General features: G+C 44.1%; 13 protein-coding genes. 11 read left to right on the plus strand and 2 right to left on the minus strand.

Annotation, left to right across the window (positions count from 1 at the left end):
- Position 1: 1 nt before the first annotated feature.
- Positions 2-970, minus strand: a complete 969-nt coding sequence (locus tag R2J37_RS07300) for a glycosyltransferase family 2 protein (protein WP_316266906.1) — start codon at positions 968-970, stop codon at positions 2-4.
- Positions 971-1074: 104 nt separating this feature from the next.
- A complete protein-coding gene (locus R2J37_RS07305; protein ID WP_316266908.1) occupies positions 1075-2175 on the minus strand; it encodes a pyridoxal phosphate-dependent aminotransferase in 1101 nt (366 codons plus the stop codon).
- A gap of 113 nt (positions 2176-2288) precedes the next feature.
- Between R2J37_RS07305 and R2J37_RS07310 the strand changes: the two genes are divergently transcribed.
- The 11 genes from R2J37_RS07310 (at position 2289) to R2J37_RS07360 (ending at position 15589) form a co-directional block, all read left to right on the plus strand.
- Positions 2289-5597 (plus strand): DUF5717 family protein, encoded by a 3309-nt coding sequence (locus R2J37_RS07310; RefSeq protein WP_311135883.1) that lies wholly within the window; start codon positions 2289-2291, stop codon positions 5595-5597.
- 43 nt (positions 5598-5640) lie between these two features.
- Positions 5641-6924 carry a DUF5716 family protein gene (locus tag R2J37_RS07315; RefSeq protein ID WP_230106421.1) on the plus strand — a complete coding sequence of 428 codons (1284 nt, stop codon included), beginning with the start codon at positions 5641-5643 and terminating at the stop codon, positions 6922-6924.
- On the plus strand, positions 6899-7666 hold the full coding sequence (locus tag R2J37_RS07320; protein ID WP_230106420.1) for a hypothetical protein: 768 nt from the start codon (positions 6899-6901) through the stop codon (positions 7664-7666). Before R2J37_RS07315 ends, R2J37_RS07320 begins: the two co-directional genes overlap by 26 nt.
- 133 nt (positions 7667-7799) lie before the next feature.
- Positions 7800-8648 (plus strand): amino acid ABC transporter substrate-binding protein, encoded by an 849-nt coding sequence (locus tag R2J37_RS07325; RefSeq protein WP_256193980.1) that lies wholly within the window; start codon positions 7800-7802, stop codon positions 8646-8648.
- A gap of 60 nt (positions 8649-8708) precedes the next feature.
- On the plus strand, positions 8709-9359 hold the full coding sequence (locus R2J37_RS07330; protein ID WP_230106418.1) for an amino acid ABC transporter permease: 651 nt from the start codon (positions 8709-8711) through the stop codon (positions 9357-9359).
- Positions 9360-9381: 22 nt separating this feature from the next.
- A complete protein-coding gene (locus tag R2J37_RS07335; protein ID WP_276535524.1) occupies positions 9382-10071 on the plus strand; it encodes an amino acid ABC transporter ATP-binding protein in 690 nt (229 codons plus the stop codon).
- A 187-nt stretch (positions 10072-10258) separates the two neighbouring features.
- Complete coding sequence (purC, locus tag R2J37_RS07340) at positions 10259-10966, plus strand: phosphoribosylaminoimidazolesuccinocarboxamide synthase (protein ID WP_230106417.1); 708 nt, start codon at positions 10259-10261, stop codon at positions 10964-10966.
- A gap of 17 nt (positions 10967-10983) precedes the next feature.
- Positions 10984-12411, plus strand: a complete 1428-nt coding sequence (gene purF / locus R2J37_RS07345; RefSeq protein WP_230106416.1) for an amidophosphoribosyltransferase — start codon at positions 10984-10986, stop codon at positions 12409-12411.
- A gap of 27 nt (positions 12412-12438) precedes the next feature.
- Positions 12439-13872, plus strand: coding sequence for an adenylosuccinate lyase (gene purB / locus R2J37_RS07350; protein WP_230106415.1), 1434 nt, complete (start codon positions 12439-12441; stop codon positions 13870-13872).
- A 183-nt stretch (positions 13873-14055) separates the two neighbouring features.
- Entirely contained in the window at positions 14056-14682 is a 627-nt protein-coding gene (locus R2J37_RS07355) for a cyclodeaminase/cyclohydrolase family protein (RefSeq protein ID WP_316266916.1), read from the plus strand.
- A 43-nt stretch (positions 14683-14725) separates the two neighbouring features.
- Positions 14726-15589 carry a bifunctional 5,10-methylenetetrahydrofolate dehydrogenase/5,10-methenyltetrahydrofolate cyclohydrolase gene (locus R2J37_RS07360; RefSeq protein WP_316266918.1) on the plus strand — a complete coding sequence of 288 codons (864 nt, stop codon included), beginning with the start codon at positions 14726-14728 and terminating at the stop codon, positions 15587-15589.
- Positions 15590-15685: the final 96 nt, after the last annotated feature.

Consider the following 15685-nt stretch of genomic DNA (forward strand, 5'->3'; position numbering starts at 1 on the left):
TTTAGTTTTCTTTCTCATATATAGTGCCGGTTTTTTCGCTGATAATATAGCGGGGACGTTTCTTTACTTCCATGTAAATTTTTCCTATATACTCGCCGATCACTCCGATACAGAGCAGCTGGATTCCACCGATGAAGCAGATCGTACTTATTGTACTTGCCCAGCCGTCTACACTGTGCCCCATAAGTCTTACAGATACAGACCAAATGACCCCAATAAAGCTGATTAACGAGATCAGGATTCCTAAAGCGACAATGATACGGATTGGTTTTACGCTTAAACTTGTGATCCCGTCAAAGGCAAGAGAAAGCATTTTAGACAGAGGATAGTGACTTTCCCCTGCTATTCGTTCGTGCCGTTCATAATATACGCTTGTACTTTTGAAGCCTACAAGAGGAAACATGCCTCTAAGAAACAGGTTTACTTCTTTAAAATCAGAAAAAGCTTCCAGTGCTCTGCTTGATACAAGCCTGTAATCTGCATGGTTGTATACAAGATCAACGCCCATGCTGTTCATAAACCGGTAAAATCCCAGGGCAGTTGTACGCTTGAACCAGGTGTCGGTATCACGTTTGCTTCTCACTCCATAAACAATTTCGCAGCCGTTCCAGTATTCCTCTACCATCTGATCCATTGCGTTGATATCATCCTGTCCGTCACAGTCAATAGATATTGTGATGTCGCATTTGTCCTTGGCTTCCATAAGACCGGCCAGGACAGCGTTTTGGTGTCCTCTGTTCCTGCTTTGAGATATACCGATGTAATGAGGATTCTTTTTGGAAAGCTCAACGATAATTTCCCAGGTATTATCTTTACTGCCGTCATTGACAAATAAAATCTTACTTTGCTCATCGATTTTTTCTCTGTCGATAAGCTCCAAAATTTTCTTTAAAAACATACTGCACGTAATGGGCAGTACTTCCTGTTCATTGTAACAAGGAATTACAATGTACAATATTGGCTTTTTCATTTTCCCCCTCCGTTCTTCTGTTCGCAGACTGTTTTTTGGATCGACAGCACTGTCCAGTGTAATATAACATATTCGTGCAGTATCCACAATCCGCACGTTGCACCCTAACCTATTATTTCTCCCAGGCATTTCAAAAGCCGGTCATTATCCTCGGGGTGCATAATACAGAAACGGATATATTCTCCCTCCAGTTCTTCAAAAGAAGAACAGTCGCGGATCATCATTTTCTGCCGGATGGCATGCTCAAATACCTGGAAGGAGGAGAGTCCCTCCTTTTCGATGCGCACTAAAATGAAATTGGCATAAGGCTCATAGTATCTGGCATTTTGAAAGCCGTCCAGAACCTGACAGATCCGCTTTTTCTCGGAAAGGATAAGATTCCGGGTCTTTTCGATATACCCGGCATCCTTCAGCATTTCTTCCCCGGCAAAGGCAGCAATGCTGCTGACGCTCCAGGGATTTTGATGAATCTGAAGAGCCTTAAGAAAGTCCTTGCTGCTGGTGATCCCATAGCCCAGGCGAAGGCCCGGAGCTGCAAAAAATTTGGAAACGCCGCGGATAACCATAAGGTTGTCGAAAGAGCGAGTCAGAGGAACGGCGGAGATCTCATCTACAGAAGGAGCAAATTCTGCATATGTCTCATCCACCATAACAAAAACACCTCTTTTGCGGCAGGAAGCTATGAGGTTTTCCAAATCAGAGATAGGGACAGCGGAAGAAGTAGGATTGTTAGGGTTGCATAGAATGATAAGATCTGCATCTTTCGGAAGCTGTTCCATAAAATCATTGATATCCAGGCAGAAATTATCCGATTCTTTTAATGTGTAGAAGGAGATATGTCCGCCGGTAAGGGCAAGTTCTCTTTGGTATTCAGAATAAGTGGGACCGATAACGACTGCATGAGAGGCTTTAAGCTGTGTGATTAAAAGAGAGATCAGTTCTGTGGAGCCGTTGCCGGTGACGATGTACTGGACAGGAATTTTGCAGTACGCGGATATGGTTTCCTTTAAAGTAGTATAATTACGGTCGGGATATCTGGAAATAATATCCAGATTTTCAGCAAGTTTTTCTTTGACCCGGGCGGAAAGTCCCAGCGGGTTTACATTGGCTCCAAAGCTTATGATCTCTTTTTTTGGAAGATTGTAATATTCTGCAATCTGTTCCAGATCGCTTCCGTGAAAAGCGGGCTGTTTCGCGTTTTGCATATAAATTCCCCCATATTTCTTCTATATTTTCTGATTACGGCATTGCCATACTTGTCAGAATAATGCTATAATCCATTATAGTATGTTTAAAGAAAAATGCAACGCAAGAAGAGGTGGAAGGCTTGAAAAATAAAATTAAAAAATTTTCAAAAGGGGACTTTCAAGTGGTACATCCGGAGATTGTTTTTAATGACACATGTCTGATCCTCACCATTGGAGAGGGAGAAGTGTACCGGGGAAGTTTTACGATGAAAAGCCGGACAGACGGAGCAATACGAGGAATTGTTTATCCGTCTTCTTTTCGTATGCACTGCATTGAGCAGGGCTTTGAAGGAAACCCTGTGACAATCCAATTCGAGTACGACGGGAAAGGACTTACGCCGGGACATGTGGAGCAGGGGAAATTTTCTATTGTGTGCAACGGCGGAGAATTTGAAGTGCCTTTTACCGCAATTATAGAAAAACCCTATGTCATGACAAATTATGGAAAGGTGCAGAGCACAGATGACTTTAAGAGACTGGCTATCAAAGACTTTTCAGAGGCGCAGAGGCTGTTCCGCTCCAGAGAATTTTATGAAGTTTTAAAATATGAAAATCCCCGGGTTTTTCATTTATATGATAATATGAGAAAATGGTCCCTTGATGAGCAGGCCATGGAAGAGTTCTTAGTCGGAATTAAGCAAAAAGAGTGTATTTTTCTGACGCTCCAAGGAGAAGGAATGCTCTTTGAGGATTTGAAAGAGTCTACGAAAGGGAGCCTGACTGTTATCAAAAACACATGGGGATTTATGCCTGTGAGAATAGAGTCGGAGGGCGGATTTATTACAGTCAGCCGTCCGGAGATTACGACAGATGATTTTGTCGGTAATGTTTACGAGCTGGAATTTGTTGTCAATGCAGAGAAATTGCACGCAGGAAGAAATTTCGGAAAGATTCATCTTGTAACTCCCTATGAAATTCTTACCTACGAAGTAGAAGTTTTGCAAAATGGAGAATATGATGAGAACCATCGGGAAATCGAATTTCTTATGGCACAGATCCTGAAGGAATATGTGGCGTGTGAGGCAGGAAGGATTGATATTAACAGCTGGGTTGACAGCGCCATAGAAAAATCAAAAAAAATGCGGAACTACGCGCCGATGGATGATTCTTTGCAGCTGTTTCAGGCGCATATTTATATTAAGGGCGACCGCATGGAAGAGGCAAAGTGGATTCTGGAAAATTATAATTACAATCGTTTTGCTATTGGAAAAGATCCTACAACAAACGCCTACTATCTTTTCCTCACCGCATTGATCCGGCAGACCGGAAATCATGTGGAGAGGGTGATCGATGAAATCGGAAAGACCTATCTTCGGCATCAGGATTCCTGGGCGCTTCTGGCTATGCTGTTGATGCTGGATCCGCAGTACAGGGATTCCTACAGGCGGATCAAAGTCTTGGAACAGCAGTTTTATTCATATGGCGCGAATCATGTTCTTTTTTACCAGAAAGCATATCTGTGTTATCAGGACCGAAGCAATCTTTTGAAAAAGCTGGGAAAATTTGAACTGCATGTGCTTAATTTTGCTACAAAATACCGGCTTATTACGAGAGAGCTGGCTCTTTATGTGGCCAACCTTGCCAGTCAGCAGAAGCACTATGACAGCGGACTGTTCCGGATCCTGGAGAGGATCTATGAAATGTATGAGGAGCCGATGATACTGAATGCGATCTGCACGCTTCTTATTAAAGGGAATAAGATGCAGCAGAGATATTTTGTATGGTATCAGAGAGCGGTAGATGCAGAGCTTAAAATTGCACAGCTCTATGAGTATTACATGGAAACCATTGAGGAGGACCGGGTGAGGGAAGCGCTTCCCAGATCCATTTTCCTCTATTTTATGCATGGAAATAATCTGGATTATAAGAAGGCGGCGCTTTTGTATGCCAACCTTATTACCTATGAACAGTATGCAAGTGATCTGTATATCAGTTATCGGGAACAAATGGTAGAATTTGCATGGGATCAGCTTGTCAAAAGACATATCAATGATTCTCTGAAGGTGATTTATAAAAGATTCTGTACAGAGGAAGAAATGACAGGCGAACGTCTGGAAGCGATGAGGGACATTTGTTATGCATATGAAGTGACAACTAAGGTGCAGGGGATGAAATGTGTTCTTGTGATCGAAAAAGACGGAACAGTGAAACAGAGAGTTCCTTATACAGAAGGGGGAGCAATTGTCTATCTTTATGACAAAGAGGCGCGGATCGTATGGGAGTCTATGGAAGGGCAGCACCATACAGATTCCATTGTTTATGAGACAAGACGCCTTTTTTACGAACCCAGATATCTGGAAATGTGCAAAAAGTATCTGTCCCATATCAATAACTGGGGAGGAGAAGGGCAAAAAGAAGAGGTGACATTTGAAAACCTCCGTATGAAAGGGCTGGAAGAATTTGAGGAAAAAGAGGTATTTCAGCTTTGCAGCAAACGCATACGCGAAGAGAATTATGAAGAAGATGAATTTCTTCTGTATCTTTGCTTTGAACTGTTTAAGAGACAGCAGTATGATAAAGTGACCCTTACCTATCTTGTTAATTTCTTCTGTGGAGCAACAAAAGATATGAAAGCTCTTTGGAAAACAGCGAAGGATTATGGAATCCAGGAAGGGAAGCTGGGAGAGAGGATCATTACACAGATGCTCTTTTCAGAAGATATGTTTCAGGAGGAAGAGATTTTTGTTGAGTATTATCTGAACGGAAATGCTTATTTCCGTCTGAAACAGGCCTATCTTGCCTTTGTATCCAGGGAATATCTGGTTAGCGGGCGGAAAACGGGCCACACCATTTTTGAGATTATCGTCAATGAGTATCGGCTGGGAGAAAGCCTGGCGGATATCTGCAAAATTGCGCTTCTTCATTATTACTCGGACAAGGAGTATGATCATGAAGTGGAGGAAGTTTTGCATAAGGTACTGGGACAGCTGTGCGAGAAACAGATTATTTTCCCGTTCTATCTGAAGTATCCTGATAAATGGCTTAGAGAGGCACAGCTCTATGATAAGGTTATGGTTGAATATCATGCAAAGAAAGGCGGAAAGGTACGCATCTCCTATAAAATGCGCCAGGATGCTGTGGAAGATCTGGGTTATCAGAGCGAAAGCCTGACGCCTATGTATGAAAATATTTATGTGAAGGATTTTATTCTCTATCAGGGTGATGTAGTTCGGTATTATTTCCAGGAAACACAGGAAAAAGAAAAGAAAACCATACGTCAGGAAGAGAGGATCCTGGAACAGACCCGGGAAGTGCCGGCAATTGGGAAATACGGCAAACTCAATGCGATGGCTGGCATGTCTCCTGCAAAGAGAAAACAGGCAATGATCGATTATCAGAAAGAAATCGTCATGGCAGAGGAGATTTTCAGGGAATATTAAAAAAAGAGAGTAGAAACAGTACAAAAGCTTAGGAGGAATTACGGTGAGAGGCGGAAGTATTTTAGGAATTGAACTGAATGACCAGTATTGCCAGATCAGCTTTTACGACGAAGCGAAACATGAGCCGGAAACGCTGGAAGTGGCGGTAGACAATTATCAGATTCCTCTCATCCTGGGATATTATAAGGAACAGTGGGTTTACGGCAAAGAGGCAAAAAGACTGGCGACGATCAATGAAGGATGCACGGTCTCTGACCTGTATCAGAAAGCGCTGCGTCAGGAGAAAGTCCGGATTGGAGGGAAGAATCATGACGCGGTCTGGCTTCTGGCCAAGTTTTTTGAGCTGGCGTTAGAGAGATTCCGGCAGATTGAATATCTGACTTTTTCGGTTCCTCGCACAGATATCGATATCAGTAAGATGCTGAAGGGGATTGCGCAGTTCGTAGGAATCGCTAAGGATTCTGTCTATGTGCAGGATTATAAGGAAAGCTTTTGCCATTACATGTTTTATCAGCCTAAAGAGTTATGGCAGTATGAGGCTGCTTTGTTTTACTGCGACAGGAATGAGATCAGAGCCTATATGCTGCGTCGTCTCCGTGGTGTCAGAGGGCGCGGCGATGAACTGTTCGTAGCGGTGGATGAGGTGGCAAATGCCCATATGAAAGAACTTGCGGCGATCTATCCTGTACTGAATGTAGACAAGGCGAAGGATGCGGATGAACGGTTCAAGGCGTTTATTCAGAGTGTATTTGATAAAAAAGTTGTCTCTTCTGTGTATTTGACAGGAGAAGGCTTTGAAAACAACTGGTATCCGGCATCTTTGAAAGTGCTCTGCAATGGAAGAAGAGCCTTCCTTGGCAACAATCTCTACAGTAAGGGGGCTTGTTATACGGCGTACCGTAAATGCAGAGATTATGAGGACAGTCCTATTTATCTGGATGAAAGTAAGATGACGGATCAGATCTGTCTGCGTATGCGGGTAAGAGGCAAGGAAGGGTGGTATCCTATTGTACAGTGGGGCTCTCACTGGTACGAGGCTGACGGGCAGTGGGATGTGCTTCTTGAGGATACCTCAGACATTGAGATACATATTGAATCACTGGCCAGCGGAGAACTCCAGGCGGAGACAGTGTCGCTGGCAGGGCTGCCGGAGAGAAAAGACTATGCGATGCGTCTGACGATCGAAGTGATGTTTTTAGATGAACAGACCTGCCGGATTACATTTAAGGACGCCGGATTTGGGGAGTTTTTCCCGGCAACAGATTTTCAGGTGGAAAAGACCATACATTTAGGAGGAAGCAATGGGCAGTTTAATTCTTTGTCATAGAAAGAAAGCAAAGCATCCGTATGAGATTGCAAGAATCCATAAAAGGATCTATACAATAGAAGAACTGTGCTACTATTTTTGTAATAATCTCTATCTGGTAGATTATACAATCGTAAACCGTCAGCTCTGCGACTGGCTGGAGGAGGAGCTGGAACTGTATGATCTGGCAGATGAGCTGCGAAGTCAGTTGGAACAGAACGGCCCGGTGGAACAATTCCTTCTGACCGTCTTAAGTCATTCTTCCATTTATTCACCGGCAGAGATTACAAGGATCCATAATGTGCTGGAACGTCTGAAAAGCCAGAATGAAGTGGAGAGAGAAAAATATAAGGCGGACAATCTGCTGCAGACAGGAGAGTATGCGTCAGCCATTCTTGTATATCAGGGGATTGTAAACAAGGAGTGGGACGAGACAGTAGGAAAGGAATTTTACGGACAGGTCTATGGATGTCTGGGTGCGGCTTACGGTCGGATGCTTCTTTATGAAGAGGCGGCCTCCATGTATGAAAAAGGATTCCGGGTATGTCAGGATACAAAAATGCTGAAAGCTTATCTGTACTGCTGTTACCGCTATTTGCCGGAAGCGCAGTATGTAAAAATGCTGTCGGCGGAGCCTGTCTACCTGAGCATGGACTCCATTTTAAAGGAAGAGCTTCGCAAGGCAGAGGAGAAGATCAATATGGATGTAACAGAAGAAGATTTCCGTCAGTGGAAAAAGGAATACAGGAAAACAGGAAAATAGGGATGTTGTTATAGAGTGCTTTGCTTGACAAGCAAAGCACTTTCGTGTTATGATTACAGAGCAATTTAGCGTGGTAGAGTAATCAATTGGTAAATTGATAATATAATAAAGCTGATTGCAGGAGGGTCATATTATGAAAAAAAGATTAGCATTGCTTCTTGCGCTTGCAATGACAGCATCTGCAGTAGTTGCCGGATGCGGCAGCAGTTCCGACAGTAACAGCAGTTCCGACGAAAATACAGAAAGTCAGGAACAGACAGAAGTAGAATTTAAAGAAAAAGAGGCTGGAGATACTTTTACAGTCGGATTTGATCAGGATTTCCCGCCTATGGGATTCGTAGGGGATGATGGTGAGTTCACAGGATTTGACCTGGAGCTTGCGCAGGCTGTCTGTGACAAGCTGGAGCTGGAGTTCGTTGCAGAGCCTATTGCATGGGATTCCAAAGACGCTCTTTTAAATTCAGGCGCAATTGACTGTATCTGGAATGGATTTACTATCAATGGAAGAGAAGACGACTATACATGGTCTGATCCTTACCTTGACAATAAACAGGTCTTTGTTGTGCGCGGAGATTCGGGAATTGAATCAGAAGCCGACCTGGCAGGAAAGATCGTAGATGTTCAGACAGATTCTTCTGCACAGAAAGCGTTGGAAGATAATCAGGATCTGACTTCTACATTCAGTAATCTGCAGATTGTGCCGGACTATAATACCGGATTTATGGAACTGGAATCCGGTGCCGTGGACGCAGTTGCAATGGATATTGTTGTAGCTTCCTATCAGATTGATTCCAGAGATGCGGATTTCAAGATCCTGGATTATGAGATTGCATCCGAAGAGTATGGAGTAGGATTTGCCAAAGGAAATGAGGCATTGAGAGATCAGGTACAGCAGGCTCTTAACGAACTGGCGGAAGAGGGAAAAGTTGCAGAGATCTCTACCAAATGGTTTGGAGAAGATATTACAACAATTGGAAAATAAGTTAAAAAGAAAAAGGGCTGTCCTTTGGGCGGCCCGTTTTTAGCGGAGAGGAGTTAAGTTATGGCTATTTCAGTCATGTTGAGTCAGTTGATGGAGGGAATGGTATGGTCGCTTGCCATTTTTGTGATCACCCTTATCTTTTCCCTTCCGGTGGGACTTCTTGTATCCTTTGGAAGAATGTCCAAAAATATCGTTATTCGTTCGGTCTTTAAACTTTATATCTCGATTATGAGAGGAACGCCCCTTATGCTGCAGCTTATGGTAATCTTTTTTGGGCCTTATTACATATTCGGTATTCCAAATTCACCAAGCTGGAAGACGATCGCATGTATGGTGGGATTTGTTTTGAACTATGCGGCTTATTTTGCGGAGATTTACCGGGGCGGCATAGAGGCAATGCCCCGCGGACAGTACGAGGCTGCACAGATCCTGGGATATACGAAAGCACAGACATTTGTGCGGATCATCCTTCCACAGGTGATCAAAACCGTGCTGCCGTCCATTACGAATGAAACTATCACGCTTGTAAAGGATACTTCTCTTGCATTTACCATCGGTATTGTGGAAATGTTTACAAAAGCCAAGGCTCTGGCGGCATCACAGACAAATATGCTGCCCTTTGTATTTGCGGGAATATTCTACTATGTATTGAATCTTATTGTGGCATTTTTGATGGAACGTCTGGAAAAGAAACTGAACTATTATCGCTAGGAACCAGGAAGGAGAAAAGAGTATGAGTCTGTTGGAAATGAAAAATATAAAGAAAAGCTTTGACGGACAGGTTGTGTTAAAAGACATTTCCCTTTCTGTGGAAAAGGGCGAGGTACTGGGGATCATCGGACCTTCGGGATCCGGGAAATCCACCCTTCTTCGATGTGCTACCGGGCTGGAGAAGCAGGATTTCGGTGAGATCAAGTACGAAGGTACTTTTGGCCTGGTTTTCCAGAACTTCAATCTGTTTCCTCACTATTCCGTGATGAAAAATATTACGGATGCGCCTATTAAGGTGCAGAAGAGAAAAAAGGAGGAAGTCTATGAAGAGGCGAGGGAGCTTCTTCGCAAAATGGGGCTGGAGGACAAGGAGAAGGCATATCCGTTCCAGCTCTCCGGAGGACAGCAGCAGCGTATCTCCATAGCAAGGGCTCTTGCCATGAAACCGGATATTCTCTTTTTTGATGAACCTACATCCGCTCTCGATCCGGAGCTGACGGGGGAAATACTGAAAGTTATCAGGGATCTTGCTGCCGAGCATATGACAATGGTTATTGTGACACATGAAATGAACTTTGCAAAAAATGTTGCAGACAAGATTATTTTTATGGATCAGGGCATTATTGCGGAAGAAGGGACTCCGGAAGAAGTTTTTGGTTCTTCTAACAAAAGAATGCAGGAATTTCTTGGAAAATTAGGTGATAACTTATAAATAACGGATGAGTTATAAGAAAAAGTAATAAGTGGGTTGAAAAATAAATAATAAATAAGACATAATACAAGGCAGGAGGGAATATTGCTTTTCCTTCTGCCTTGTATTATACTTATACGTGCAAATGCTGACAGAAAGCTGCGGCTTATGTCCGCGGCGAAAAAAATAGAAAAGGATGGGTGTTCATATGCAGAAATTAGAACAATTGTATGAAGGAAAAGCCAAAAAAGTATTTAAGACGGATGATCCGGACATTGTAATTGTGGATTACAAAGACGATGCAACTGCTTTTAACGGCGAGAAAAAGGGAACGATTGTCGGAAAAGGTGTGATCAACAACCGTATGACAAACTATATTTTCCAGGTTCTGGAAAAAGAAGGCGTTCCGACCCATTTTGTAGAAGAGTTAAGTGACAGAGAGACAGCGGTAAAGAAAGTGGAGATCGTACCACTTGAGGTAATTGTCCGCAATGTTGCTGCAGGAAGTTTTTCCAAGAGACTGGGTATTGAAGAAGGAAGCGCACTGCTGGCACCTACTCTGGAGTTCAGCTATAAAGATGATGATCTGGGTGATCCTTTGATCAATGATTATATGGCGATCGCTATCGGTGCTTCCACAAGAGAAGAGATTGACAAAATTACAAAATATACTTTTAAAGTAAATGAAGTACTGAAGAAATTCTTTGCAGATGCAGGGATCGAACTGATCGACTTTAAAATCGAATTTGGAAGATACCACGGCGAGGTGATTCTGGCAGATGAGATTTCACCGGATACATGTCGTCTGTGGGATATCAAGACACATGAAAAACTGGACAAAGACCGTTTCCGCCGGGACATGGGAAATGTAGAAGATGCATATCAGGAAGTATTCCGCAGAATTGGCATTAAATAGGGAGCAGGAAAGAATTCATGAATGACTTTGAAAAAGTAACAACAGGCCTGGGTGAAGAGTGCGGTGTGTTTGGAGCCTATGATATGGATGGGGGCGATGTAGCCCCCACTGTATATTATGGGCTTTTTGCATTGCAGCACAGAGGGCAGGAAAGCTGCGGAATTGCTGTGACAGACACATATGGAGAGAGAAAGGTACAGTCGAAAAAGGGCCTCGGACTTGTAAATGAAGTGTTTGACAGCGAAACCCTCCACAGCTTAAAAGGAAATCTTGGTGTGGGACATGTACGCTATTCTACGGCGGGAGGTTCCAGGGCAGAAAATGCAATGCCGCTTGTTATCAATTACGTGAAAGGTATTTTGGCGATCGCGCACAATGGTAATCTGACAAATGCGATAGAACTTCGGCGGGAGCTTGAGTTGACAGGAGCAATTTTTCAGACGACAATTGACTCCGAGGTAATTGCCTATCACATTGCGAGGGAGCGGTTAAAGACATCTTCGGCAGAAGAAGCGGTAAAGAATGCTATGAAGAAGATTGAGGGAGCATACGCTCTTGTAGTGACCTCGCCCAGGAAGATGATCGGAGCAAGAGATCCCTTTGGTCTGAAACCTCTTTGTCTTGGGAAAAGAGATAATACCTATATTTTTGCTTCGGAGAGCTGCGCTCTTGCGGCAGTGGGAGCAGAGTTTGTAAGAGACGTTCTTCCGGGAGAGATTGTGAGCATTACAAAGCACGGTATCGACTCGGATATGAGTATGGCAATTGCACCGGAAAAACAGGCCAGATGTATTTTTGAATATATTTATTTTGCCAGAACGGACAGTACGATTGACGGGGTAAATGTTTACCATTCCCGTCTTACTGCCGGAAAAGCGCTGGCAGAATCCTATCCGGTAGAAGCAGATCTTGTGGTAGGTGTTCCGGATTCAGGGCTTGTTGCAGCAAAAGGATATTCAGAACAGTCGGGAATCCCTTATGGAATGGCTTTCCACAAAAACAGCTATGTGGGCAGAACATTTATCAAACCGAAGCAAAGTGAAAGGGAATCCAGTGTCAAGATCAAACTGAATGTGATCGAAGAAGTTGTCCGCGGAAAACGTATTGTCATGGTGGACGATTCGATCGTGCGGGGAACTACCTGTGCGAATATTATCCGTATGCTGAAAAAGGCAGGAGCGACAGAGGTTCATGTCAGGATCAGTTCGCCTCCGTTTTTGTATCCCTGCTATTTTGGAACGGATGTACCGTCCAATGAACAGCTCATTGCCCATTCGCACACAACGGAGCAGATCCGTGAAATGATAGGAGCAGATTCGCTTGGTTATATGGAGATAGAGAAATTAAAAGATATGGTCGGGGAGCTGTCCTATTGTGACGCATGTTTTACCGGGAAATATCCGATGAAGGTGCCGGGAAGAGATATCTCCCAGGCTTTTGAATAAAACTCAAAAGAGAAAGGAAAAACCGATATGAGTCATGACAGATATGTAAGTCCGCTGTCAGAGCGTTATGCCAGCAGCGAAATGCAGTATATTTTTTCACCTGATATGAAATTCCGTACTTGGAGAAAGCTTTGGATCGCACTTGCAGAGACGGAAAAAGAGCTGGGGCTTCCTATTACAGAGGAACAGATTGAAGAACTGAAAGCCCATGCAGATGATATCAATTATGAAGTGGCAAAAGAACGGGAAAAGATCGTTCGTCACGATGTAATGTCCCATGTATATGCCTATGGACAGCAGTGCCCGAAAGCAAAAGGGATTATCCATCTGGGAGCTACCTCCTGCTATGTGGGGGATAATACGGATATGATCATTATGTCCGAAGCTCTGAAATTAGTCCGCACAAAACTCATCAATGTTATTGCGGAGCTGGCGGATTTTGCAAAAAGCAACAAAGATCTTCCGACCCTGGCGTTTACCCACTTCCAGCCGGCACAGCCGACTACAGTGGGGAAGAGAGCAACGCTTTGGATGCAGGAATTTCTTATGGACCTGGAGGATCTGGAGTATGTGCTTGGAAGTCTGAAACTTCTGGGATCCAAAGGAACTACCGGAACGCAGGCAAGTTTCCTGGAATTGTTTGATGGAGATCAGGAAACGATCGATAAAATTGATCCCATGATTGCAAAGAAAATGGGATTTAAGGAGTGCTATCCGGTATCCGGGCAGACTTACTCCAGAAAAGTGGATACAAGAGTGCTGAATGTCCTTGCGGGAATTGCAGCAAGTGCGCATAAGTTCTCCAACGATATCCGTCTTCTGCAGCATCTGAAAGAGGTAGAGGAGCCGTTTGAAAAGACACAGATCGGTTCTTCCGCCATGGCTTACAAGAGAAATCCTATGAGAAGCGAAAGAATTGCTTCCCTTTCCAGATATGTAATGATAGATGCACTGAATCCGGCAATTACTTCCGCTACACAGTGGTTTGAGAGAACGCTGGATGATTCTGCAAACAAGCGGCTGAGTATTCCGGAAGGATTCCTGGCAATAGACGGCATTTTGGATCTTTGCCTGAATGTAGTGGATGGACTGGTAGTTTACCCGAAAGTTATTGAAAAGAGACTGATGTCAGAGCTTCCGTTTATGGCTACAGAAAATATTATGATGGATGCAGTAAAAGCAGGCGGAGACCGTCAGGAGCTGCATGAAAGGATCCGTGAGCTTTCTATGGAAGCGGGACGCAATGTAAAAGAAAAAGGACTGGACAATAATCTGCTGGAACTGATCGCAGCGGATCCAGCCTTTGGATTAAGTATCGAAGAACTGAAGGAAACGATGGATCCGTCAAAATACACAGGACGGGCTGCTTATCAGGTGGATCATTTCCTGGCAGAAGTCGTGGCCCCGGTTCTGGAGAAAAACAAGGACATTCTGGGAGTAAAAGCAGAGATTAATGTCTAAGCAGCGGCGTTTTTAGAAAGAAAGCGTCGGTGTACAAGGAGCGTGTTGCCCCTTGCACACCGACGCTATCTTTTGATCAGGAAATAAAGAGCGAAAATATAGAGATATTGCTTGCAACAGTTACCTGCTTCCCATATAATTGTGGAATGACCCAATAGGAAATGACTAAGGAGGAAACGACAGATGATGCTGGAAAAGAAAACAACGGAATTTCTGGAAGAACTCTCCTCGGCGGCCCCGGTGCCGGGCGGTGGAGGCGCATCGGCGGCTGTGGGAGCTTTTGCAGCAGCCCTGGGGCTGATGGTGGCGAATCTGACAATAGGGAAGAAAAAATACAAAGACGTAGAAAATCAGATGGAAGAGTCAAAAAAAAGCCTGGAATTTCTTAAAGAAAAACTAATCAGGCTGACAGATCAGGATGCCGAAGCCTTCGTTCCCCTGGCAGAAGCGTACCGCCTGCCCAAAGAAACGGAAGAAGAAAAGAAATATAAGGAACAGATTATGGAGGAAGCGCTCTATCAGGCGGCTATTGTGCCGCTGCAGATCATGGAAACAATCCATCTGGCAATGGAGGAATTGGAGCTGCTTGGAAAGAAGGGCAATCTGCTGGCAGTCAGTGATGCCGGGACGGGAGTCCTGTTTGCGCAGGCAGCTATGGAGGGAGCGGCGTTTACCGTATTTATCAATACAAAGCTTATGAAGGATAAAGAAAGGGCAGAGGATCTGAATGCCCGTGCAAACACATTGATCGCGGAAGGACGCAGTATAAAAGAAGATGTGTACCGGGAGGTTATGAAGAATATCAAATAGTGCCGGCATAGACCGGAGCTGAAAGCGGAAAGGAGAAAACATCATGGGAACTGTCATGAAAGGGGCAGAGGTAGCAAAAGAAATGAAAGAAACGCTGATCCGGGAAGCGAACGAGCTGAAAGAAAAAGGGATTGATCCCTGCCTGGCTATCATACGCGTTGGGGCCAGAAGCGCTGATCTGTCTTATGAAAGAGGCGCGAAAAAAAGAATGGAGCTTGCGGGCATTGCGTGCAAAGTTGTAGAGTTGTCTGAGGATATTACTCAGGAAGAATTTGAAGAGGAATTTCAAAAGGTGAATCAGGATCCGGAAGTGCATGGTATCCTTTTATTTCGACCTCTTCCGAAACATTTGAATGAGGAGAAGATCAAAAATATCATTCATCCTTTTAAGGATGTGGATTGTATGAGTCCGGTAAATCTTGCAAAAGTATTCTCGGGGGATGACAGCGGATTTGCACCCTGTACGCCGGAAGCGGTAATAAAGATGCTGGAACATTACGGTATTTCTCTTTGTGGGAAGAAGGTGACAGTTGTGGGAAGGAGTATGGTCGTAGGAAGACCGCTTTCTATGCTGCTCCTTAAGCGTCATGCTACCATTACGATCTGCCACACGCGTACAAAAGATCTGGAGAAGGTTTGCCGGGAGGCGGATATCCTCATAGCGGCAGCAGGGAAACCGCGGATGATCACAGGGGATATGGCAAAGGAAAATGCCGTGATCGTAGATGTGGGGATCAACGTAGACGAAGAGGGAAGAATGTGCGGAGATGTGGATTTTGAGTCTCTTGCAGAGAAAGCCGCCTTTATCACTCCGGTACCGGGGGGAGTGGGAGGCGTGACGACCTCTATACTGGCGGCCCATGTGCTTCGGGGGGCAAAGTATTTAAATGGGATTTCAAAAGAATAAAATGTTTAAGGCTGGATATTGCACTTGTCCTACAAAAGTGATAAGATAATTTTCGATAGATTGTTATTTATTTATCGAAGTTATCTATAGGAGAAG

Source organism: Claveliimonas bilis, from assembly GCF_030296775.1.
GTDB lineage: Bacteria > Bacillota > Clostridia > Lachnospirales > Lachnospiraceae > Claveliimonas > Claveliimonas bilis.